Here is a 22,427-nt window from a genome sequence, read left to right on the forward strand (position 1 = left end):
AAAACCATGTAGACGACGCCAGGCCTGTTGTCAGGACCGGATCAAGCCGAGGGTGGTTTTCACAGAGGCTGCTAGCCGCCGGACTTCTTCGCTTTGAAACCGAGTTTGATCAGCTCGCTCAAGAGTAGCTCGACATGATCGCCCTGGATTTCGATGATTCCGTCTTTCAACGCCCCGCCCGTCCCGCAACGTTTCTTCAACGTCGTGGCCAGGTCCTTGAGCGCGTCTTCGGCCAACGGCACGCCGGTGATGGTGGTCACCGTCTTGCCGCCACGGCCCTTGCTTTCGCGACGCACGCGAGCGATGCCGTCGCCGGCCGGGATAACGGTCTGTTTGCAGATACAGGCGTCCACCGGTTTACTGCAATCCGGGCAATGACGACCTGCGTCGGTGGAAAATACCAGGCCACCAAGGGCGGCGAAGGATGCGGCTTTTTTGGCCACCGGCAATCCTCTTGGGAGGACAAAGACTGGTCGCGGCACTTGGGCAAGTGCCATCGACCGCGAAGCCCCACTCAGGCAGGGGCAGCGCTACTGAACCGTTATACATCGGTGCATGAGCGTAGGAATGTAGGAGCGTAGGAGCTGTCGAGTGCAACGAGGCTGCGATCTTTTGATCTTGCTTTTAAAAACAGAATCAAAAGATCGCAGCCTCGTTGCACTCGACAGCTCCTACGACCCCTACGGCTCCTACATTCCTACAACAAGCAATGCCGGTTCAGTTTGAAAAGGTCGCGCAGTGTAACGGCAAAAAGCCGACTTGCTAAGAGCCAATCGGCGCCAATTTATGCCTCTTTTGCGACGTCTTGCCCACGAGCCCGAAGATAGCGCTTCAACGCAGCCAGAGAGTCCGGGCAGTAAGGCTTTTGCTGGATTTCGAGCATGACCTGGTCGATGGCGATAAAGCGGGCCTCGAGCACTTCTTCCGGTTGCAGGATCAACGGACCATCCCACACCGCCGAAAACGCCGAACACCAGAGGCGATTCCCGGTGTCTTCAAAGAAGAAATGGTCATGGGCGGTCAGTTCCACGCCGCTCACCCCCAACTCTTCCTCAAGCTCACGGGCCGCCGATTCGGCGTAGGTTTCGCTGGCGAGCACCATGCCTCCGGCCGCCACGTCCCAGAAACCGGGATAAATCGCTTTGCTCAGGGTGCGCCGATGTACACAAAGCTCACCGGCCGAATTGAACAGCATTATATAAGTGCCGCGCCCGATCAGCCCACGCTCGCGCAGGTCTGAGCGGACCAGAGCGCCGAGCAGGTTGTCCTGCTCGTCGACCCAGGCGATCTGTTCGGCATCCGAAGCCGCGCGATGGGCGGCTTCTCTGGCGCTATCGACCATGACTCAGCCCTGATTGAGCAGTTGACGCAAATCGATCACCGCGGCGTTGGCCCGGGAAATGTAGTTGGCCATGACCAGCGAGTGGTTGGCCAGCACACCGAAACCGCTGCCGTTGAGGATCATCGGGCTCCACACCGGTTCTTGCGACGCTTCCAGTTCACGAATGATCTGGCGCACGCTGACCGTGGCGTTCTTCTTGGCCAGCACATCGGCGAAGTCGACTTCGATGGCGCGCAGCAGATGAGACAAGGCCCAGGCTTGACCGCGGGCTTCATAGAACACGTTGTCGATCTGCATCCACGGGGTTTCAACGATTTCTTCGTCAACCTGCGGCACCTGACCCGGAGCCACGACTTCAGTTTTCAACGCGGTATTGAGCTTGACCCGGCCAACACTGGCCGACAGCCGTTGCGACAACGACCCCAAACGAGTCCCGACATCGCCCAGCCAGTTGTTCAGGTTGTCGGCGCGAGCATAGAACAGCGCGCTCTTCTGGTTCGGATCGGACAGGCGTGCCTGATAACGACTCAGGGAATTGATGCCTTCTTGATATTCGGACTCACTGGACGGCAGCACCCAGCTTTTATTGTCGAAGTTGAAACGCGGTTCAGCCTTGGCCAAATCAGCGTCTTCGGTGGACTGCGACTGGGAACGGGCGAAGTCTTTACGCAACGCACGGCTCAAATCACGCACCTGGACCAGCACGCCATATTCCCAGCTCGGCGTGTTGTCCATCCACAGGCCTGGCGGGAACCGGTCGTTGGAAATATAGCCACCCGGCTTAGTCAGCAACGTACCGGCAACGGTCTTGAGGGTTTCGACCGTGGTGTAGCCGATGACCATCTGCTTGCCTTCTTTCTCGGCGGCCAGTTGGGCATTTTGCTGAACCGGGAACAAGGCAGGCTCCTGACTCCAGTACCAGCCCAGGGCAATCGCCACCAGCAGATAAAGGCCGATCAGAGTGGCCAGCGCCCGGCTGAACAACAGGCCGCCAAAATAACTGCGGGTGGCCGATTTCGGTTCAGCAGCACGTTCAGGCGCACTGCCCGCGCGGTTCTTCCAGTCCAGCATGGCGATATCCTTTCAATCACTTGAGTTCATCGGTTCGACCACAACCCTACGCCATCGTGCCTCGTTTGCCGCGCATTAATCTGCGCGCAGCAACGAGCCACACAATCGCATCGTCGACGCGACACTATAAATGAAGCGCACACTTTGTAGCAGCTGGCGAAGCCTGCGTTCGGCTGCGAAGCAGTCGTAAACTGAGCGCGAGGTAATCCTGAAAGACCGCATTGCCTGATTTCACGACTGCTTCGCAGCCGAACGCAGGCTTCGCCAGCTGCTACAGGTAGACGCACAGCCCTGCACTATCCGACTGCCTGGTCACAAACTGAATGGCGTCGCATTACAGATTATTGACGTACGACACTCATCCCATACAAAAGAGGTGCTAGCATAGAGCCACCAGTCGACCTCAGCATGCACCCTAACTAGTAGTCAGGATATGACCGAGCCAGAAGACCCCAGCCGTGAGCGCCTCAAGCACCACTTTGCCCAGCGGGTAATTCATCAGGCACGTCAAATTCTTGAGATCTGGCAACGCCTGCAACGCAGTGAGTGGTCCACCACCGACCTATCGGAACTGAGCGAGGCCAACCTGCGCCTGCTGCGTTTTGCCGAGCGCTTCGAACAACCGGAACACACCCAACTGGCGCGCCACATCGGCCAGTCGCTGGAGGCTGTCGACGCCAATCGCGGACGCCTGAGCAGCGGACTGATCACTGACCTCAATCGCTTGATGCAGCGCCTGTCTCGCACCGGGCTGCGTCATGGCGACCAGCTCGAGCAAACCTTCCTGCCGCCACTGCGCAAGCCGATCTACGTGATGCTGCAGGATCACGACCGTGCCGAGCGCCTGGCCAAGCAACTGGAATTCTTCGGGCTCAGCGCCCAGTCCCTGGACAGCGTAGCGGCGTTCCGCTCTTCGATGGTCGAACGCTTGCCAGCGGCGATCGTCATGGACGTGGACTTCAGTGGCACTGGTATCGGCCTGAAACTGGCCGCCGAGGCCCAGATTGGTCTGGATGAACCCTTGCCATTGCTGTTTTTCAGCCTGCACGAAACCGACACACCGACCCGACTCGCCGCCGTGCGTGCCGGTGGCCAGGAGTTTCTGACCGGCACCCTCGAAGCCTCGAGCCTGCTGGAGAAAATCGAAGTCCTGACCTGCGTCGCCCAGTACGAACCTTATAAAGTGCTGATCATCGACGACTCGCGCGCCCAGGCGCTGCACACCGAACGCCTGTTGAACAGCGCCGGAATCGTCCCCCGGACTTGGACCGAGCCGACCCAGGCGATGGCCGAACTGGCGGATTCCCAGCCGGACCGGATCATCCCCGACATGTACATGCCGGCCTGCACCGGTACTGAACGGGCCAAGGTGATCCGCCATAACGACCGATACGTCAGCGTGCCGATCATTTACCTCTCGGCCGAAGACGACCTGGACAAGCAACTCGACGCCATGAGCGAAGGCGGCGACGACTTCCTGACCAAACCGATCAAGCCGCGCCACCTGATCACCACCGTGCGCAACCGCGCGGCACGGGCACGCAATCTCAAGGCACGGATGGTCCGCGACAGCCTCACCGGGCTGTACAACCACACGCACATTCTGCAATTGCTCGAAGACTGCAGCTTCCGCGCTCGCCGCGAAGACAAGCCGTTGAGTTTTGCGATGCTCGACATCGACCATTTCAAACGGGTCAACGACAGCCACGGCCATCCCATGGGCGATCGGGTGATCAAGAGCCTGGCGCTGTTCCTCAAGCAACGCCTGCGCAAGACTGACTTCATTGGCCGTTACGGCGGCGAAGAATTCGCCATCGTCATGCCGGACACGGATCTCGAATCGGCCTATAAAGTCCTGGATGAAATCCGTCAGCGCTTCGCCGAAATTCACTACCCTGCTCAGCCCCAGGACTTGTGGTGCACCTTCAGTGCCGGGGTGGTCGAGTTGTGCGAAAACACCGACGGTCTGATGATGGCCAGCCAGGCAGACGAGGCGCTGTACCGCGCCAAACATGCCGGACGCAATCGCGTGCAAGCCGCGCGAACGTCAAAGCAAAGTGCCACCTTTTCATCGGAAACGACCCTCTCGGTCATAACCCTGTAACACAAACGCAATAACTTCAGGCGCTTACCATTCTGCCGTTGGTAGACCCGCGATGCGCCTGAAGCTGCTGACCAATCTCAATACCCTCCTTTTAGTCGCCGTCTGCGTGGCCCTCGGCGCGACCCTTTGGTGGTCGCAAAAAGCCCTGGAGCGCCCTTATCTGTTGATGGAGCGTTACCTGGGTTTGTCTCAACAATTCCAAAACGAAGTCGCGCGCAACATCGAGGATTACCTCGCCAGCGGCGATGCCCTGCGCCTGAGCAGCGCCAGCCAGGCCATCGACAGTCTGCAAAAGCAACTCGGCGAACTGCCACCGGCATTGGCCGAAAGCCTGCGTCCGAGCCTGACCAACCTCAATGAATTCAGCAAAACCGACCTGCTCGCCGCCGGCAAACTCGCAGGCGACCCGCAGGCATTGCTGCTGCAAGCCGAACGGGAACTGGGCGCCAGCCTCGATCAGCTCAGCCAATACGCCAGCGCCAACGGCGCCTACCTGACGCCATTGCTCGCCGCGTCCCAGCACCTGGGCAAACTGTCTCTGGCCCGGGACAAACTGGTCAGCAGCGGTCGCAGCGAACTGGCCGCCGATGTCGAGCGTGAAGTCGGCAACATCCGCTCCCAGGCTGAGCTACTGGAGGCCTTGCCGTTGCTGGGTGTGACCAGCAGCAGTGAATCGAACACGGATGATTTCGCGGCGATGATGGGCCTGGAGAACACTGAAAAAACCGTCGCCGAAGACGCAGGTGTCGGCCTCAAGCGTGAACTCAACAGCCTCCTCACCCGCTACCCGGCCGAGCTGACGCGCACCCGCGAACAGATCCAGAAACGCGCCGACCTGAGCGCAGCGACTCACCTGAAAATCACCGCCGTGCAGCAGGCCATCGCCGGGCTGGAACCGGTGGTTCGCGCCCAGCACGGGCAGATCCAGAGCGAAGTGCGGCTGATGCAAGGGCTGATGATCGGCCTGATTCTGCTGATCGCGCTGCTCATCGATACCCTGCAACGACGCCTGGCCCGAACCCTGACCAACCTGGCGCCGGCGCTCTCGACCTGGGCCGAAGGCGACTTCAGCCGGGACATTGAATTGGGCAAGACCAATCGCGAACTGCATGATATCCAAGCCTCGCTCAACCGCTTGCGCGCCTATCTGGTGGACCTGGTGGGGACCATTCGCCTCAACGCCGAGCAGGTCGCCGGCAGCAGCCGCACCCTGGCCGAGCTGAGCAACGACCTGCACAGCGGCGCCGAACATCAGGCCGGCGACACCGCACTGATCCGCGATTCCCTCGGCGAACTGGAAGCGACCATCCAGCAAGTCGCCGGTGATGCCAGCCAGGCCGCCGATGCCAGTCGCCATGCCGGGCTGGCGGTGGAGCATGGGCAGAAAGTCATCGGCCTGAGCCTGACCGGCCTGCATGCGCTGGTCGGCGAAGTGCAAGGCAATGCGCAGATGATCGAGCACCTGGCCGAGGAGTCGGCCACCATTGGCGGCGTGTTGACGGTGATTCGTTCGATTGCCGACCAGACCAACCTGCTGGCCCTGAACGCGGCTATCGAAGCGGCCCGCGCCGGGGAAATGGGCCGGGGGTTTGCGGGGGTGGCTGAGGGAGTTCGCTCAGTGGCGCAACGCACCGCCGGCGCCACAGCGGAAATCCAGACCTTGATCGCCGGTCTGCAACCCGCCGCGCGGCAATCGGTGGAAGGCATGCGCGCCCAGGTCGAACATGCCGAGGCCACCGCTAATCAGGCGCAAGCGGCCGACGGCGCGCTGGATAAAATCGTCGGCGCGATCCAGACCATTTCCGACACCGCCGTGCGCATTGCCGATGTCACGGCCCAGCAGAGTGGCGCTGTCAGCGAAATCCGTGATCACAGTGAGCGGATTCACCAATTGGGCGGGGATAACCTGCTGCGCATCGGCCAGGGGCGTGAGCAAGGGGAAAATTTGTTGGTGTTGGGCGGGCGGTTGCATACAGCCGTTCAAGCCTTCCGCGTCTGACAGACCGCCGCAACCCTGTAGGAGCGAGGCTTGCCCGCGAACCAGGCGACGCGGTCTTTCAGGCAAACCGCGTTATCGTTCTTCGCGGGCAAGCCTCGCTCCTACAGTCGGGGGCAATCCGCACGACTGTCCGCTATCATGCCCCCAACTCCGATACGCGAGATTGTCATGCGCCGTTTGCTTTGCCTGCTGCTTTTAATGCTCGCCCTGCCGGCCACCGCCGCCGGGTTGCTGGAGAGTCGGCCCAGTTCCACCCTGGGCTCGATCAACAACAGCGCCGACTTCCTGCCGGTGCGCGAAGCCTTTCAACTGAGCCTGGTAGAAAGCACGCCGCAATCGATCAAGCTGCGTTTCGTCGCAACCGAGGGTTACTACCTCTATCGCCATCGCTTTCAATTTCGCGCCGATCCCGTCGATGTCAGCCTGGGCACGGTGCAACTGCCCAAGGGTGAACAGAAGCACGACGAGTACTTCGGCGACGTCGAGGTTTACCACGGCATTCTCGACGTAGAACTGCCGCGCACCGATCCACGTGCCTTCACCCTCGCCGTGACGTATCAGGGCTGCGCCGACAAAGGCCTGTGCTATCCGCCCGAGACCGAACGCCTGAGTATCGACGGCACCGGCAGCGCCACAACAAGTTGGGGCTGGCGAGAACTCGCACTGTTTTTCCTCGCCGGGATCGGCCTGACGTTCACCCCTTGCGTACTGCCGATGTTGCCAATCCTGTCCGGCGTGGTCTTGCGTGGTCAGGTCGGTGGTTTGCGCGGTTTCAATCTGTCCCTGGCTTACGTGCTGCCGATGGCTGCGTGCTTCGCCCTGCTGGGGGCGTTGATGGGGATGTTCGGCGCGCAGCTCAATCTTCAGGCGCGACTGCAATCAGCCTGGGTGCTGGTGCCGTTCGCCTTGTTTTTTGCGGTGTTTGCCCTGGCGATGTTCGGCGTCTTCGAACTCAAGTTGCCGCACGCCATCAGCAGTCGGCTGGACCGTATCGCCGGCCGCACCGAAGGTGGCTCATTGTGGGGCGCAGCCGTGCTGGGCGTGGTTTCGAGCCTGCTGGTTTCGCCCTGCGTCTCGGCGCCGCTGGCCGGCGCGCTGCTGTACATCAGCGCCAGCGGCGATGCGCTCGGCGGCGGATTGAAACTGTTCATGCTTGGCCTCGGCATGGGTGCGCCGTTATTGCTGGTGGCCACCGGCGGTGCCGCCTGGCTGCCGAAAAGCGGGCCGTGGCTGATCTATGTGAAAAACGCTATTGGCGTGTTGTTGCTGGGGCTGGCGATCGGTCTGCTCAGTCGAATCATGCCGGGCCAGATCACCTTGCTGCTGATCGGCTTGCTGTCCGGTGGAGTCGGGTTGTTCATGGGCGCGCTGGAGTTCGTCTACAAACCGCCGCGAAAACGCCTGGGGCAATTGCTCGGGATGTTCCTGCTGTTTTACGCGCTGGCCTGCTGGTATGGCGCGTTCAGTGGCCAGACCGATCCGCTGAACCCGATTGGCCAGCCGCGCATCGTCACGAGCAGCGGACAATCGCAGGACAGTAGCAACTGGCAAACCATCAGCACGCCCACCGAACTGGATCGCGTCCTCGCCGAAGGCAAAATCTCCGGCATGCCGCTGCTGCTCGACTGGTATGCCGACTGGTGCATCAGCTGCAAAGTCATCGAGCATGAGGTACTAAACGACGCCAAGGTCGTCGAACGCCTCAAGGGCTATCGACTGATCCGCTTCGACATCACCGCCAGCAACGCCGAACAACGCGCTCTGCTCGATCGCTACAAACTGTTCGGCCCTCCGGCATTGATGTTTTTTGGCAAAGACGGCGTCGAACGTGCGGATGTCCGGGTCATTGGCGAGATCAACGCCACGGACTTCGCCGAACGTGTTTCGAAAGCAAATGACCGGATTTAATCGCTCGGTCATATATTTCGCGCAAACATCGGCTATCGTGCTGGCTATTGCATAGAACTGGACAGTCACAAAGGCTTTGCGGCATAGTCGCCGGGTTCTGACAATTGCACACAGATAACAAGGAACAGCAGATGGCGACGCTACTGGTTCTGCACGGACCCAACCTGAACATGCTCGGCACCCGCGAACCGGGCACCTATGGCGCTACGACGCTGGCGCAGATCAACCAGGACCTGGAACGCCGTGCCCGTGAAGCCGGCCACCATCTACTGCACCTGCAAAGCAACGCCGAGTATGAATTGATCGATCGCATCCACGCTGCCAGCAGCGAAGGTGTGGACTTCATTGTGATCAACCCAGCAGCTTTTACGCACACAAGTGTCGCATTACGTGACGCGCTGCTGGCGGTGAGCATCCCATTCATCGAAGTGCATTTGTCTAACGTGCACAAACGCGAACCTTTCCGCCATCACTCTTACTTCTCCGACGTTGCGGTGGGAGTGATCTGCGGCCTTGGCGCCAGCGGTTACCGACTGGCCCTGGAGGCCGCGCTAGAACAGCTTGAAACACAGGCAACGACTTGAACTACAAGCGTTAAACGCCCCTGACCGACCCTTGGGAGTTGATGATTCATGGATATCCGTAAAGTTAAGAAACTGATCGAATTGCTGGAAGAGTCCGGCATCGACGAACTCGAGATCAAGGAAGGCGAAGAGTCCGTACGCATCAGCCGCCACAGCAAGACCCCGGCTCAGCAGTATTACGCACCGGCTCCAATGCATGCTCCGGCGCCAGCGCCTGTTGCTGCTGCCCCGGTTGCCGCTGCCGCGCCTGCTGCTCCGGCCGCGCCAGTGCTGAACGGCACCGTTGCCCGTTCGCCGATGGTCGGTACGTTCTATCGCAAATCCTCGCCGTCCTCGCCGTCCTTCGTTGAAGTGGGCCAGACCGTGAAGAAAGGCGACACCCTGTGCATCGTTGAAGCGATGAAGATGATGAACCACATCGAAGCTGAAACCAGCGGTGTGATCGAATCCATCCTCGTCGAAGACGGCCAGCCGGTTGAGTACGACCAACCGCTGTTCACCATCGTTTGAACCGCGGAGAAACTTTGATGACTGCGAAGTTGGAAAAAGTTCTGATCGCCAACCGCGGTGAGATTGCCCTGCGCATCCTGCGCGCCTGCAAAGAGATGGGCATCAAGACCGTCGCCGTTTACTCAAAGGCTGACAAAGAGCTGATGCACCTGGGCCTGGCAGACGAATCCGTCTGCATCGGTCCGGCCTCGGCCGCCCACTCTTACCTGCACATTCCGGCAATCATCGCGGCCGCTGAAGTGACTGGCGCTACCGCCATTCACCCAGGCTACGGTTTCCTTGCGGAAAACGCCGACTTCGCCGAACAGGTGGAAAACTCCGGCTTCGCGTTCATCGGCCCGAAAGCCGACACCATTCGCCTGATGGGCGACAAGGTATCGGCCAAGCACGCCATGATCGCTGCAGGCGTTCCAACCGTTCCGGGTTCCGACGGCCCGCTGCCGGAAGACGAAGAAACCGCTCTGCGCATTGGTCGCGAAGTCGGTTACCCGGTGATCATCAAAGCCGCTGGCGGCGGCGGTGGTCGCGGCATGCGCGTTGTGCATAAAGAAGAAGACCTGATCTCCTCGGCGAAACTGACCCGCTCCGAAGCGGGCGCGGCGTTCGGCAACCCGATGGTCTATCTGGAAAAATTCCTGACCAACCCACGTCACGTGGAAGTCCAGGTGCTTTCCGATGGCCAGGGTCATGCGATCCATCTGGGAGACCGCGATTGCTCGCTGCAACGTCGTCACCAGAAGGTTCTCGAAGAAGCGCCGGCACCGGGCATCGACGAGAAAGCTCGCGCCGAAGTCCTCGCTCGCTGCGTCAAGGCGTGCATCGACATCAACTACCGTGGCGCAGGCACTTTCGAGTTTCTGTACGAGAACGGCGCGTTCTATTTCATCGAAATGAACACCCGCGTTCAGGTTGAGCACCCGGTTTCGGAAATGGTCACCGGCATCGACATCGTCAAGGAGATGCTCAGCATCGCCGCTGGCAACAAGCTGTCGTACACCCAGGAAGACGTCGTCATCCGCGGTCACGCACTTGAATGCCGGATCAACGCCGAAGACCCGAAAACCTTCATGCCAAGCCCGGGCACGGTCAAGCATTTCCACGCGCCAGGCGGCAACGGCGTTCGCGTCGATTCGCACCTGTACAGCGGTTATGCCGTTCCGCCGAACTACGACTCGTTGATCGGCAAGCTGATCACCTACGGCGCAACCCGTGACGAAGCCCTGGCGCGCATGCGCAATGCGCTGGACGAAATCGTTGTCGACGGGATCAAGACCAACATCCCGCTGCACCGCGACCTGGTCCGCGACGAAGGCTTCTGCAAAGGTGGAATCAACATCCACTACCTGGAACACAAGCTGGCTGGCGACAAGCACTAAGCTTTAGCCCGATCAACAAAGCCGCCTTCGGGCGGCTTTGTTGTTTCTGGACATTTCATATCATCCGCAACAACCCCCTGTAGGAGCGAGGCTTGCCCGCGAACCAGACGCTACGGTTCTGCAGGCTTACCTTGTCATCGTTCTTCGCGGGCAAGCCTCGCTCCTACGAAGAGCATGCATCCGCCTTATCGTCTTCTACCGCGCGCTCGCGTAAACTTGCGCGCTTCTCGCAGCCCGCTAGGCTGCAATCAATATTTTTCAAAGGTGCCCGCCATGCCTTGGCTGCAAGTCCGTCTCGCCATCAGCCCAGAACAAGCCGAAACCTACGAAGACGCTTTCCTTGAAGTGGGCGCCGTATCGGTGACCTTTATGGACGCCGAAGATCAGCCGATTTTCGAACCGGAACTCAATACCACCCCGCTGTGGTCCCACACGCACCTGCTGGCGCTGTTCGAAGGTGGCACCGAGCCCGCCAGCGTGCTGGCCCACCTTGAGTTGCTGACCGGTAGCCCGCTGCCCGAGCATCACAGCGAAGTCATCGAAGACCAGGATTGGGAACGCAGCTGGATGGACGATTTCCAGCCAATGCGCTTCGGTCAACGCCTGTGGATCGTCCCAAGCTGGCACGCCGCCCCTGAACCCGACGCTGTGAACATTCTGCTGGACCCGGGCCTGGCGTTCGGCACCGGCACCCACCCGACCACTGCGCTGTGCCTGGAATGGCTCGACGGTCAGGACCTGAAAGACTGCAACGTCCTGGACTTCGGTTGCGGCTCGGGGATCCTGGCGATTGCCGCCCTGCTGCTGGGTGCGAAGGAAGCCGTCGGCACCGACATTGACGTGCAGGCGCTGGAAGCATCCCGCGACAACGCCGGGCGCAATAACATTGCCGAAGCACTGTTCCCGCTGTATCTGCCGGAAGATCTGCCGCAGGTTCAAGCCGACGTATTGGTCGCCAACATTCTGGCCGGCCCACTGGTTTCCCTGGCGCCGCAATTGTCCAGCCTGGTCAAGCCGGGCGGCCGTCTGGCGCTGTCGGGCATCCTCGCCGAGCAAGGTGAAGACGTCGCCAAGGCCTACGCTCAGGACTTCGATCTGGACCCGATCGCCAATCGCGATGGCTGGGTGCGCATCACTGGCCGTCGGCGCTAGAATGGGCGCCTGCATAAACCGGATCGCCGCATGACCGACAGCTTCGTCACCCAGTGCCCGCATTGCCAAACCAGCTTCCGCGTCAGCCATTCTCAATTGAGCGTGGCCCGTGGAGTGGTTCGTTGCGGCTCGTGCTTGCAGGTGTTCAACGCCGCCAAGCAGTTGCTTGAGCAACGGGTCGGCAAAGATGCGCCCGCGCCGGTGGCCCCGGCCATTGTCGAGCAACCGGAACAGCGCGCCATCAGCCAGAAGCAATGGACCGCCGCCGAACTGGATCTGGACAGCCTCGATCTGGACGAAGAACTCGCCCGTCTCGAACAGCGGGAAATCCAGCCGACCACGGAATTCGGTCGGCACCGCGAAGACAGCCTGAGCGCGCGACGCGATCACGCCGAGACCGAAGAGCCCTGGTCCGACAGCCTCTTCAGTGAATCGGCTGCCGATCGTGCACAGGCGGCTGAAGATGACTTGCCGGAACTGGAGCTTGAACCGAGCAATCACGAGCGCACCGAACCTTCGCTGTCCCTCGAACCGGTGGAACTCGACGATGAGCCGCAGCCACCACAGTTGCGCCTGCACGACCCACTCGACGCCCCGCTGCATCACGAACGCCTATCGGCGACCGACGAGATCGACGACGACCTGCCTTCGATCGAGCCCCTGCGCAAGAAGCGCGAACCGGCTGTCCGCGTGGAAGCGTTGCACGACCTGACCGACGACCCGCTGCAACTCGATTGGCAAAAACGCCGCTCACCCTGGGGTCGCCGGTTTTTCTGGGTGCTGCTGATTGTGCTTGGCGCCGCCGCGCTCGCCGGCCAGTACGTTGCCTACCACTTCGACGAACTGGCGCGTCAGGACCAGTACCGTCCGTGGTTCCAGCAACTGTGCCCGCAAATCGGCTGCACCGTGCCGTCCAAAGTCGACATCGCGAAAATCAAAAGCAGCAACCTGGTGGTCCGCAGCCACCCGGACTTCAGCGGCGCACTGGTGGTCGACGCGATCATCTACAACCGCGCCCCGTTCTCCCAGCCCTTCCCGCTGCTGGAACTGCGCTTCGCCGACCTCAACGGTCACCTGATCGCCAGCCGTCGCTTCAAGCCCGGCGAGTACCTCAACGGCGATCTCGAAGGCATGGCCGAAATGCCACCACAAACGCCGATCCACATCGCACTGGACATTCTCGACCCAGGCGCGAAAGCCGTGAACTACAGCCTGAGCTTCCACTCACCCGAGTGAAACGCTTCAGTGTTACGGCTTTGACGGCACATTTCTGACAGAGACCGCTCAGACCAAACCGCTGGCGATAACAGAATAACTGTTCAGATTTTGTTCAATTCAGCCTTTATCCAGTCATCGAGAGCGGGTATCATGCCAACCCTTTTTCGAACTCTCATGATCCGGCCCCACAACAGGGAAGTCCTATGTCGGCGGTACGCATCGGTCCATACACATTGCACAACGGCTTGATCCTCGCCCCCATGGCGGGCGTCACCGATCAACCCTTTCGTCAGCTGTGCAAGCGATTGGGCGCAGGGCTAGTAGTCTCGGAAATGGTCACCAGCGACATGAGTTTGTGGAACACCCGCAAGTCGCGCATGCGCATGATCCACGAAGGTGATCCCGAGCCACGCTCGGTACAGATCGCCGGTGGTGATGCACAGATGCTGGCGGATGCGGCCCGGGCCAACGTCGAACTGGGCGCACAGATTATTGACATCAACATGGGTTGTCCGGCGAAGAAGGTCTGCAACAAGGCCGCCGGTTCCGCACTGTTGAAGGATGAAGCACTGGTCACCGAGATCCTGCAGGCTGTCGTGGCCGCGGTTGATGTGCCGGTCACCCTGAAGATCCGTACCGGCTGGGACCGGGACAACAAGAACGGCCTGACCGTGGCGAAGATCGCCGAGCAGGCAGGCATTACGGCGCTGGCGGTGCATGGCCGCACCCGTGCCGATCTGTACACCGGTGAAGCCGAGTACGACACCATCGCCGCGATCAAGCAGGCAGTGTCGATGCCGGTCTTCGCCAACGGCGATATCGATTCGCCAGAGAAGGCCCGGTACGTGCTCGACGCGACCGGTGCCGATGGCCTGTTGGTAGGCCGGGCTGCCCAGGGGCGGCCATGGATTTTTCGTGAGATCGACCATTTCCTGCGTACCGGCGAGAAACTCCCGGCGCTGGAGCTGATCGAGGTGGAACGCATTCTGCTAGAGCATCTGGCTGCGCTACACGTTTTCTATGGAGACGTGATGGGCGTACGCATTGCTCGAAAGCATGTGGGCTGGTATCTCGCAACCTTGCCGGGCGCCAGGGAGTTTCGCGCCCACTTCAATCGTTTGGAAGATACGGAAGCACAATGCGCCAACGTTCAGGGCTTCTTCGCCGAACGTTATAAGAGCCTGGCAGGGGACGGAGAGTGGGTGGCCGCATGACGATGATGACCGAGACTTTAGTGAGTGGAACAACACCCGTGAGCGACAACGTGAATTTGAAACAGCACCTCAATACGCCGAGCGAAGAAGGTCAGACCCTTCGCGGGAGTGTCGAGAAGGCGCTGCACAATTATTTCGCCCACCTTGAGGGCGCTGCCGTCACGGATGTGTACAACCTGGTGCTCTCCGAAGTCGAGGCTCCCCTGCTCGAGTGCGTGATGAATTACGTCAAGGGCAACCAGACCAAGGCCAGCGAGCTGCTCGGGCTGAACCGAGGCACGCTGCGCAAGAAACTCAAGCAGTACGATTTGCTGTAAGCATTCAATCAAACCAGAAAGGCGCCCGCGTAAAACCGGTCGCCTTTTTTGCTGACTCCTTTGCTTTTGATGGAAATTGAAATGACCGACCAGACTACCCGCCTGCCGATCCGCCGCGCCTTGATCAGCGTTTCCGACAAGACCGGGATCCTCGAATTCGCCAAAGAGCTTGAAGCCCTGGGCGTCGAGATCCTCTCCACCGGCGGGACGTTCAAGCTGCTGCGCGACAACGGTGTTGCTGCAGTGGAAGTCGCGGACTACACCGGTTTCGCAGAAATGATGGACGGTCGGGTGAAAACCCTGCACCCGAAAATCCACGGCGGGATCCTCGGTCGTCGCGGTATCGACGACGCGATCATGAACGAGCACGGCATCAAGCCGATCGACCTGGTTGCGGTCAACCTCTACCCGTTCGAAGCAACGATCTCCAAACCAGGCTGCGACCTGCCGACCGCTATCGAGAACATCGACATCGGTGGCCCGACCATGGTTCGTTCGGCAGCGAAGAACCACAAAGACGTGGCCATCGTGGTCAATGCCAGCGATTACGCCAATGTGCTGGAAGGCCTCAAGGCCGGCGGCCTGACCTACGCTCAGCGTTTCGACCTGATGCTCAAGGCCTTCGAACACACCGCGGCCTACGACGGCATGATCGCCAACTACATGGGCACCGTGAACCAGGCGGCTGAAACCCTCAGCACCGAAGGCCGCAGCGAGTTCCCGCGCACCTTCAACAGCCAGTTCGTCAAGGCTCAGGAAATGCGCTACGGCGAGAACCCGCACCAAAGCGCGGCGTTCTACGTGGAAGCCAAACCGGCCGAAGTCGGCATCGCCACCGCGACCCAACTGCAAGGCAAAGAGCTGTCGTACAACAACGTGGCCGACACCGACGCCGCGCTGGAATGCGTGAAGAGCTTCGTCAAGCCAGCCTGCGTGATCGTCAAGCACGCCAACCCGTGCGGCGTGGCCGTGAGCCCGGACGCCGAAGGCGGCATCCGCCAGGCCTACGAACTGGCCTACGCCACCGACACCGAATCGGCATTCGGCGGCATCATCGCGTTCAACCGCGAACTGGATGCAGAAACCGCCAAGGCGATCGTCGAGCGTCAGTTCGTCGAAGTGATCATTGCCCCGAGCGTCAGCGAAGAAGCTCGCGCCATCGTCGCTGCCAAAGCCAACGTACGCCTGCTGGCCTGCGGCGAGTGGTCGGCTGATCGCGCTGCTGCCTGGGACTACAAACGCGTCAACGGTGGCCTGCTGGTGCAGAGCCGCGACATCGGCATGATCAGCGCCGATGACCTGAAAGTCGTGACCAAACGCGCCCCGACCGAACAGGAAATCAACGACCTGATCTTCGCCTGGAAAGTCGCCAAGTACGTTAAATCCAACGCCATCGTCTACGCCAAGAACCGCCAGACCATCGGTGTCGGCGCTGGCCAGATGAGCCGCGTGAACTCCGCGCGTATCGCTGCGATCAAGGCTGAACACGCCGGTTTGCAGGTGGCAGGCTCGGTAATGGCCTCCGACGCGTTCTTCCCGTTCCGCGACGGTTTGGACAATGCGGCCAAGGTCGGCATCACTGCAGTGATCCAGCCGGGCGGCTCGATGCGTGACAACGAAGTGATCGCAGCCGCTGACGAAGCCGGCATCGCCATGGTCTTCACCGGCATGCGCCACTTCCGTCACTGATTGTTGCTCTTGTAGGAGCGAGGCTTGCCCGCGAAAGGGCCGCCGCGGTGCATCAATGAAACCGGGGTGATGCCTTCGCGGGCAAGCCTCGCTCCTACAGGTTCGGTGTATGGCAGATGCAGGCACCCCGCGGGGTGCCTTCCAGAATTAGCGTCATCCGAGGTTTTTTGAAATGAATGTTTTGATCATTGGCAGCGGTGGCCGTGAACACGCCCTGGCCTGGAAAGTGGCTCAGGATCCGCGCGTGCAGAAAGTTTTCGTGGCCCCCGGCAACGCCGGCACCGCCATTGAAGCCAAGTGCGAGAACGTCGCCATCGACGTGCTGGCCCTTGAGCAATTGGCCGATTTTGCCGAGAAAAACGTTTCCCTGACCATCGTTGGCCCGGAAGTGCCGCTGGTGGCGGGCGTGGTTGATCTGTTCCGCTCCCGCGGCCTCGATTGCTTCGGCCCGACCGCTGGCGCCGCGCAACTGGAAGGTTCGAAAGCCTTCACCAAGGACTTCCTGGCTCGCCACAAGATTCCGACCGCCGAATACCAGAACTTCACCGAGATCGAGCCAGCCCTGGCTTATCTGCGTGAAAAAGGCGCGCCGATCGTGATCAAGGCCGATGGCCTGGCCGCCGGCAAAGGCGTGATCGTCGCCATGACCCTGGCCGAAGCCGAAGACGCCGTGCGCGATATGCTGGCGGGCAATGCGTTCGGCGAAGCCGGTTCGCGCGTAGTGATCGAAGAGTTCCTCGACGGCGAAGAAGCCAGCTTCATCGTCATGGTCGACGGCAAGAACGTATTGCCGATGGCCACCAGCCAGGACCACAAACGCGTCGGCGATGGCGACACCGGTCCGAACACCGGCGGCATGGGTGCCTACTCCCCGGCGCCAGTCGTCACCAGCGAAGTGCACAAGCGCGTCATGGACCTGGTGATCTGGCCGACCGTGCGCGGCATGGCCGAGGAAGGCAATGTCTACACGGGTTTCCTGTACGCCGGCCTGATGATCGACAAAGCTGGTAACCCAAAAGTTATCGAATTCAACTGCCGTTTCGGCGACCCTGAGACCCAACCGGTGATGCTGCGCTTGCAGTCGAGCCTGGTGTTGCTGGTCGAAGCAGCCTTGGCGCAAGCCCTGGACAAGGTCGAAGCGCAATGGGATCCACGTCCGAGTGTCGGTATCGTGCTGGCCGCAGGCGGCTATCCTGGCGACTACGCTAAAGGCGTGGCCATCAACGGTCTCGATGCTGCCGCGGCACTGGAAGGCAAAGTCTTCCACGCCGGTACTGCGCTCAAGGACGGTCAGGTGGTAACGGCCGGTGGTCGGGTACTGTGCGCCACGGCCATGGGTGCCAGCGTCGATGCTGCCCAGCAGCAGGCTTACAAGCTGGCAGCCAAGATCGACTGGGAAGGCTGTTTCTATCGCAAGGACATTGGCTACCGTGCCATTGCCCGCGAGCGTGGTGAAAATCAGGAATAGACCCGCCATTCGGCGAGGCAAGGGCGTTGGGCCCTTGCCGGACTATTCGGGCGCCGCGCATAGTTATATTCTGGCATCAACCTACGAAGGGATTTCGCCGTGCGCTGGCTCAGGATTGCCATAGGTTTAACCGTCACTCTGCTGACCTTGCTCTGCATGCTCCCGGCCCAGGCCGCGCAAGGCAGTGGCTGGGCGGTATTGCTCGACGAACAGGGCGACCTGCAGCTGAGCGACATCCGTTCTGCTCGCTACACCAATCAATTCAGTCCCATTGACCTCGACCGCCTCACCGCAGCCGAGCCCGAGGGTGCGTTATGGCTGCGTTTCAGGCTAGCGCCCGGCAAGCACGAACAATTGCTGCGGGTATTCGCTCCAGACCTGTCGCACTTCAATCTGTATGTGCTGGACAACGATACGCTGATCGAGCAATTGAACACCGGCACCCAGCAGCCCCAAGGCGAGCGACCACTGCCCAGCAGCGACTTCATGGTGCCGTTGCCGCAAAGCGACAAACCCCTCGACGTTTACCTGCGACTGGTCTCCGATCACCAGTTGAGGCCCTTTATCACCCTGCAATCGGCGGTCACGACCGCAGCCAACCAGAATCAGACGCTGATCTACGGTCTGTTGTTCGGCTGCATCGGCATGCTGATCCTGCACAACCTCATCCGTTACGCCTACACCCGTTCGCGCAGCAGTCTCTGGCTGGCAAGCTGCGAAGCACTGCTGATGCTCAGCCTGGCGCTGCTGCTGAACCTGGTGGGGCCATGGTTGCCGAACTGGCACGCGATACAAACACCCGGCGCTTACCTCGCCTTGCTGATGACCGCACCGTGCGGCCTGATGTTCGCCTATCGTTTCTTCGCACCGCTGGGCCCGCACCCGCTGAACAAAGTGCTGCTGGGTGACATCCTGTTCATCATTGTCTGCGGCCTGCTGCTGCTGTTCGTCAACACGCTGCCGCTGAACATCATTACCTACGCGCTGGTCGCCCTCGCGGGCCTGACCATGTTGTTCGTCAGCGCCTTTCACTGGCAGAAAGGCTATCGCCCGGCGCGGCTGTTCGTGGCGGCCATGGTGGTGTTCAACCTCGGGACGCTGATTATCCTGCCGGCCCTGCTGGGGCTGACCCTGATTGAACCGCATGGCCTGATTACCACCTTGCTGGCGTTCATCTGCATCAGCGGCCTGCTGATGAGCATTGCCCTCAGCGAACGCCAGCGCAGCATCACCGAGGACCGTTTCAGCGTCAGCCGTGACCTCGCGGCCAGCAACGCCGAGATCAACGCCAAGGCCGAATTCCTGGCGAAGATCAGCCACGAAATCCGCACGCCGATGAATGGCGTGCTGGGCATGACCGAGCTGCTGCTCGGCACACCGCTCTCGGTCAAGCAGCGCGACTATGTGCAAACGATCCACAGCGCCGGCAATGAACTGCTGACCCTGATCAACGAGATTCTCGACATCTCCAAGCTTGAATCCGGGCAGATTGAGCTGGACGATGTGCAGTTCGATCTCAATGCACTGATCGAAGATTGCCTGAGCATCTTCCGCGCCAAGGCCGAGCAGCAGAACGTCGAGCTGATCAGCTTTATCCAGCCGCAAGTCCCGCGGGTCATCAGCGGTGACCCGACGCGCTTGCGCCAGACCTTGCTGAGCCTGCTGGAAAACGCCCTGAAGAAAACCGACGAAGGCGAAATCCTGATCGTCGTCGCCCTGGACGAACGCAGCGCCAAGCCGCGCCTGCGCATCGCCGTGCAGGACAGCGGCGAACCCATGGATGCCGAAGAACGCGACGCACTGATGCACGCCGAACTGCACAGCAAAAACTTCCTCTCGGCCACTCGCCTGGGCGGTAATCTGGGGCTGGTGATCGCCCGTCAACTGATTCGCTTGATGCACGGGGAATTCGGCATCAAGAGTGGCAGCAGCCAGGGCAGCACCTTGTGGCTGACCTTGCCGCTGGACCCTGACCGCCTCGAACACCCGACCTCCGACCTCGATGGTCCGCTGCAGGGTGCACGGGTGCTGGTGGTGGACGACAACGACACTTGCCGCAAGGTGCTGGTGCAACAGTGCAGTGCCTGGGGCCTGAACGTCAGTGCCGTAGCGTCCGGCAAAGAAGCGCTCGCGCTGCTGCGCACCAAGGCGCACCTGCGCGACTACTTCGACGTGGTCCTGCTGGACCAGAACATGCCTGGCATGACCGGCATGCAACTGGCGGCCAAGATCAAGGAAGACCCGAGCCTGAACCACGACATCCTGCTGATCATGCTCACCGGCATCAGCAATGCGCCGAGCAAGATCATCGCGCGCAACTCCGGGATCAAACGCATCCTCGCCAAACCGGTGGCCGGCTACACCCTCAAGACCACGTTGGCGGATGAACTGAATCAGCGCAACAAAGGCCTCACCGTGTCGCCGCACCTGCCCACCGGCCCGACCCTGCCGGTGAAGGTCCCCAGCGACTTCCGCATCCTGGTGGCCGAAGACAACAGCATCTCGACCAAGGTTATTCGTGGCATGCTCGGCAAACTCAACCTGCAGCCGGACACCGCCAGCAATGGCGAAGAAGCCTTGCAGGCAATGAAAGCCCAGCGTTACGACCTGGTGCTGATGGATTGCGAAATGCCGATCCTCGACGGCTTCTCGGCGACCCAGCAATTGCGTGCCTGGGAAGTCGGCAACCAGCGGGTTCGCACCCCTGTGGTGGCGCTGACCGCACACATCCTCGCCGAGCATAAAGAACGCGCGCGTCAGGCCGGCATGGACGGGCACATGGCCAAGCCGGTCGAGCTGTCGCAGTTGCGCGATCTGATCGAGCACTGGGTTGCCCAGCGTGATCAGCAGAACCGCGCGGCGACTCAAACGTCCTGAGCCGACAGACCCCGCAGCGCCTGATAGACTCCCCCTCGACTTCCCTCGCCAGTGAGCTTGCACCATGCTCCACGTGTTGTTCAGCGTTTACCTGAAGATGCTGGTGCTCTACAGCCCATTCTTCGTTTTGTCCTGCTTCATCAGCCTTACCCGCGGCTATTCGCGCAAGGAACAACGTCGGCTGGCCTGGAAAGTGGCGACCGCCACGCTGGTCTCCAGCGTCTTGCTGTATTTGTTCGGGCGGGTGATTTTCAGTGTCTTCGGCATCACCGTGGACGCGTTCCGCATCGGTGCCGGCAGCGTGCTGTTTATCTCGGCGCTGGGCATGGCCCAGGGCAAGTCGGCGGTGCAGACCGACAACGTGCAACAGGACGTGACTATCGTCCCGCTCACCATCCCGCTGACGGTCGGCCCCGGCACCATCGGCGCCTTGCTGGTGATGGGCGTGAGCCAGCCGCACTGGGACGACAAGCTCACCGCGATCATCAGTATTGCCCTGGCCAGTTTCACGGTCGGCGTGGTGCTTTACCTGTCCAACCGCATCGAGCGCATTCTCGGCGACCAGGGTTTGCAGATTGTCAGCCGCTTGATGGGGTTGTTCGTCTGCGCACTGGCGGCGCAGATTATTTTCACCGGGGTGAAGGGGTATCTGGTGCCATGACGGCGCCACAAAAAGGCGAGAACTTCGAGCCCCGAAGTTCTCGCAAAGATTTACAGCGGAGTCTTGAAGTACGCCAGCCGGCTCTTGTCGACCTCTGACTGAATAATATCCTTGACCACGTTATAAGCTCGTCGATTCAACGTCCGACGTGTAGCGGCGTTATACAGCCTGATGTCTTCTTTTCGAAACTTGAAAAACAACACTTTGGTAATTATCTCGCGGGACTCCATTTGCATGGCACATGCAATCATCGTAGGCCGGCCTCCCAACGAAACACAGGGAACGGCCTGGAAGTTTGCGGCTTTGTTCTTTTTGCTTTTAAGTTCCACCAACTTGATCGCCCCGTCATTTTTCTCCAGAGCATTAAAGGCTGCAGAGATCAACGGCAGAATTTGCAACTTATCGGCGCCTGCGACCAGCGCGATAATCTTCAGGGCCGCCTCATCCAACGTGAGATCAACTTCCTGACTGACGTACTCCTTGTACGGGTCGTTCACGGTCGGCCAACCGCAATTCGTCACTGCCTTGCTGTACTCGCCATACCACTCACGACGCTGGGTTTCACGATTGAACAGTTTGTCGGCACGGATTTCCGCATAAAGAATCGTGTCATCGAATGCCTGGCGATCATCCTCCGACAATGCTTGATCGTAAGCAGCGACAGTCGAACCCAAAACGGCAGCCGACTCACCGCCGGCTGTTTCAGAAAGACTGCTTAGGTGTGCCATGCGTTTTCTACGCGTTAATACTGTCGGCGCCTCGGTCAACCCAAAATACTTCAGCTGCGCCGCATAGTCGAAAGTTGCATCAATAGTTGCGCTTGCATTCATCTTGATCACTACCCTGTTATTAATAAAGCCTGCTTCATGCAGACCACTAGAACCTAACAACCAGATCTTCCACAGTCAAACCGGTAGAACATCAATGTTATTTAAAA

The 22,427-nt window shown here is 60.3% G+C and carries 18 protein-coding genes; 14 read left to right on the forward strand and 4 right to left on the reverse strand.

From position 1 onward, the window contains the following. Window positions 1–71: 71 nt before the first annotated feature. The 3 genes from AEQ67_RS20885 to AEQ67_RS20895 all read right to left on the reverse strand — a co-directional run bounded on the left by AEQ67_RS20885 (window position 72) and on the right by AEQ67_RS20895 (window position 2,413). Window positions 72–443: a translation initiation factor Sui1 gene (locus AEQ67_RS20885; protein WP_059405727.1), complete on the reverse strand. Its 372-nt coding sequence runs from the start codon at window positions 441–443 to the stop codon at window positions 72–74. Between the two features lie 341 nt (window positions 444–784). Next, window positions 785–1,342 carry an NUDIX hydrolase gene (locus AEQ67_RS20890; protein WP_059405728.1) on the reverse strand — a complete coding sequence of 186 codons (558 nt, stop codon included), beginning with the start codon at window positions 1,340–1,342 and terminating at the stop codon, window positions 785–787. A gap of 3 nt (window positions 1,343–1,345) precedes the next feature. Beyond that, window positions 1,346–2,413, reverse strand: a complete 1,068-nt coding sequence (locus tag AEQ67_RS20895; RefSeq protein ID WP_059405729.1) for a DUF2333 family protein — start codon at window positions 2,411–2,413, stop codon at window positions 1,346–1,348. A 433-nt stretch (window positions 2,414–2,846) separates the two neighbouring features. Here AEQ67_RS20895 and AEQ67_RS20900 point away from each other — a divergent pair, with 433 nt between their 5' ends. The 14 genes from AEQ67_RS20900 (at window position 2,847) to AEQ67_RS20965 (ending at window position 21,490) form a co-directional block, all read left to right on the forward strand. After that, window positions 2,847–4,517: a GGDEF domain-containing protein gene (locus AEQ67_RS20900; protein ID WP_059405730.1), complete on the forward strand. Its 1,671-nt coding sequence runs from the start codon at window positions 2,847–2,849 to the stop codon at window positions 4,515–4,517. 52 nt (window positions 4,518–4,569) lie between these two features. Continuing rightward, window positions 4,570–6,516, forward strand: coding sequence for a methyl-accepting chemotaxis protein (locus AEQ67_RS20905; RefSeq protein ID WP_059405731.1), 1,947 nt, complete (start codon window positions 4,570–4,572; stop codon window positions 6,514–6,516). A 168-nt stretch (window positions 6,517–6,684) separates the two neighbouring features. Continuing rightward, window positions 6,685–8,424, forward strand: a complete 1,740-nt coding sequence (locus AEQ67_RS20910) for a protein-disulfide reductase DsbD (protein ID WP_059405732.1) — start codon at window positions 6,685–6,687, stop codon at window positions 8,422–8,424. 131 nt (window positions 8,425–8,555) lie between these two features. Further along, the gene (gene aroQ / locus AEQ67_RS20915) at window positions 8,556–9,008 is read left to right on the forward strand and encodes a type II 3-dehydroquinate dehydratase (RefSeq protein ID WP_059405733.1); all 453 of its coding nucleotides are present in this window, start codon (window positions 8,556–8,558) and stop codon (window positions 9,006–9,008) included. A 48-nt stretch (window positions 9,009–9,056) separates the two neighbouring features. Further along, entirely contained in the window at window positions 9,057–9,518 is a 462-nt protein-coding gene (accB, locus tag AEQ67_RS20920; protein ID WP_054044024.1) for an acetyl-CoA carboxylase biotin carboxyl carrier protein, read from the forward strand. A gap of 17 nt (window positions 9,519–9,535) precedes the next feature. Beyond that, entirely contained in the window at window positions 9,536–10,894 is a 1,359-nt protein-coding gene (gene accC / locus AEQ67_RS20925; RefSeq protein WP_017336341.1) for an acetyl-CoA carboxylase biotin carboxylase subunit, read from the forward strand. 273 nt (window positions 10,895–11,167) lie between these two features. Continuing rightward, window positions 11,168–12,046 carry a 50S ribosomal protein L11 methyltransferase gene (prmA, locus tag AEQ67_RS20930; RefSeq protein WP_059405734.1) on the forward strand — a complete coding sequence of 293 codons (879 nt, stop codon included), beginning with the start codon at window positions 11,168–11,170 and terminating at the stop codon, window positions 12,044–12,046. 30 nt (window positions 12,047–12,076) lie between these two features. Further along, window positions 12,077–13,282 carry a DUF3426 domain-containing protein gene (locus AEQ67_RS20935; protein WP_059405735.1) on the forward strand — a complete coding sequence of 402 codons (1,206 nt, stop codon included), beginning with the start codon at window positions 12,077–12,079 and terminating at the stop codon, window positions 13,280–13,282. A 185-nt stretch (window positions 13,283–13,467) separates the two neighbouring features. Continuing rightward, window positions 13,468–14,478 carry a tRNA dihydrouridine synthase DusB gene (gene dusB / locus AEQ67_RS20940; protein ID WP_059405736.1) on the forward strand — a complete coding sequence of 337 codons (1,011 nt, stop codon included), beginning with the start codon at window positions 13,468–13,470 and terminating at the stop codon, window positions 14,476–14,478. Then, a complete protein-coding gene (gene fis / locus AEQ67_RS20945) occupies window positions 14,475–14,795 on the forward strand; it encodes a DNA-binding transcriptional regulator Fis (RefSeq protein WP_007907419.1) in 321 nt (106 codons plus the stop codon). The genes dusB and fis overlap by 4 nt, the downstream gene beginning before the upstream one ends. A gap of 81 nt (window positions 14,796–14,876) precedes the next feature. Then, window positions 14,877–16,484: a bifunctional phosphoribosylaminoimidazolecarboxamide formyltransferase/IMP cyclohydrolase gene (purH, locus tag AEQ67_RS20950; RefSeq protein ID WP_059405737.1), complete on the forward strand. Its 1,608-nt coding sequence runs from the start codon at window positions 14,877–14,879 to the stop codon at window positions 16,482–16,484. Between the two features lie 172 nt (window positions 16,485–16,656). Beyond that, a complete protein-coding gene (gene purD / locus AEQ67_RS20955) occupies window positions 16,657–17,952 on the forward strand; it encodes a phosphoribosylamine--glycine ligase (protein ID WP_059405738.1) in 1,296 nt (431 codons plus the stop codon). Between the two features lie 99 nt (window positions 17,953–18,051). Next, the gene (locus tag AEQ67_RS20960) at window positions 18,052–20,829 is read left to right on the forward strand and encodes a hybrid sensor histidine kinase/response regulator (RefSeq protein WP_059405739.1); all 2,778 of its coding nucleotides are present in this window, start codon (window positions 18,052–18,054) and stop codon (window positions 20,827–20,829) included. A gap of 64 nt (window positions 20,830–20,893) precedes the next feature. Further along, complete coding sequence (locus tag AEQ67_RS20965; protein ID WP_059405740.1) at window positions 20,894–21,490, forward strand: MarC family protein; 597 nt, start codon at window positions 20,894–20,896, stop codon at window positions 21,488–21,490. A 50-nt stretch (window positions 21,491–21,540) separates the two neighbouring features. On the opposite strand, the gene AEQ67_RS20970 is transcribed toward AEQ67_RS20965, so the two are convergent. After that, window positions 21,541–22,380, reverse strand: coding sequence for a hypothetical protein (locus tag AEQ67_RS20970; RefSeq protein WP_152974886.1), 840 nt, complete (start codon window positions 22,378–22,380; stop codon window positions 21,541–21,543). Window positions 22,381–22,427 lie beyond the last annotated feature (47 nt).

This window comes from Pseudomonas sp. RIT-PI-q (genome assembly GCF_001297125.1).
In the GTDB taxonomy this organism is placed as follows: domain Bacteria; phylum Pseudomonadota; class Gammaproteobacteria; order Pseudomonadales; family Pseudomonadaceae; genus Aquipseudomonas.

Bases quoted from the DNA above. Each gene is read 5' to 3' on its own strand.
- dusB (WP_059405736.1), top strand. From the start codon at position 13,468: ATGTCGGCGGTACGCATCGGTCCATACACATTGCACAACGGCTTGATC.
- aroQ (WP_059405733.1), top strand. From the start codon at position 8,556: ATGGCGACGCTACTGGTTCTGCACGGACCCAACCTGAACATGCTCGGC.
- prmA (WP_059405734.1), top strand. From the start codon at position 11,168: ATGCCTTGGCTGCAAGTCCGTCTCGCCATCAGCCCAGAACAAGCCGAA.
- AEQ67_RS20965 (WP_059405740.1), top strand. From the start codon at position 20,894: ATGCTCCACGTGTTGTTCAGCGTTTACCTGAAGATGCTGGTGCTCTAC.
- AEQ67_RS20900 (WP_059405730.1), top strand. From the start codon at position 2,847: ATGACCGAGCCAGAAGACCCCAGCCGTGAGCGCCTCAAGCACCACTTT.
- accB (WP_054044024.1), top strand. From the start codon at position 9,057: ATGGATATCCGTAAAGTTAAGAAACTGATCGAATTGCTGGAAGAGTCC.
- AEQ67_RS20890 (WP_059405728.1), bottom strand. From the start codon at position 1,342: ATGGTCGATAGCGCCAGAGAAGCCGCCCATCGCGCGGCTTCGGATGCC.
- purD (WP_059405738.1), top strand. From the start codon at position 16,657: ATGAATGTTTTGATCATTGGCAGCGGTGGCCGTGAACACGCCCTGGCC.
- AEQ67_RS20905 (WP_059405731.1), top strand. From the start codon at position 4,570: ATGCGCCTGAAGCTGCTGACCAATCTCAATACCCTCCTTTTAGTCGCC.
- fis (WP_007907419.1), top strand. From the start codon at position 14,475: ATGACGATGATGACCGAGACTTTAGTGAGTGGAACAACACCCGTGAGC.
- purH (WP_059405737.1), top strand. From the start codon at position 14,877: ATGACCGACCAGACTACCCGCCTGCCGATCCGCCGCGCCTTGATCAGC.
- AEQ67_RS20910 (WP_059405732.1), top strand. From the start codon at position 6,685: ATGCGCCGTTTGCTTTGCCTGCTGCTTTTAATGCTCGCCCTGCCGGCC.
- accC (WP_017336341.1), top strand. From the start codon at position 9,536: ATGACTGCGAAGTTGGAAAAAGTTCTGATCGCCAACCGCGGTGAGATT.
- AEQ67_RS20895 (WP_059405729.1), bottom strand. From the start codon at position 2,413: ATGCTGGACTGGAAGAACCGCGCGGGCAGTGCGCCTGAACGTGCTGCT.
- AEQ67_RS20935 (WP_059405735.1), top strand. From the start codon at position 12,077: ATGACCGACAGCTTCGTCACCCAGTGCCCGCATTGCCAAACCAGCTTC.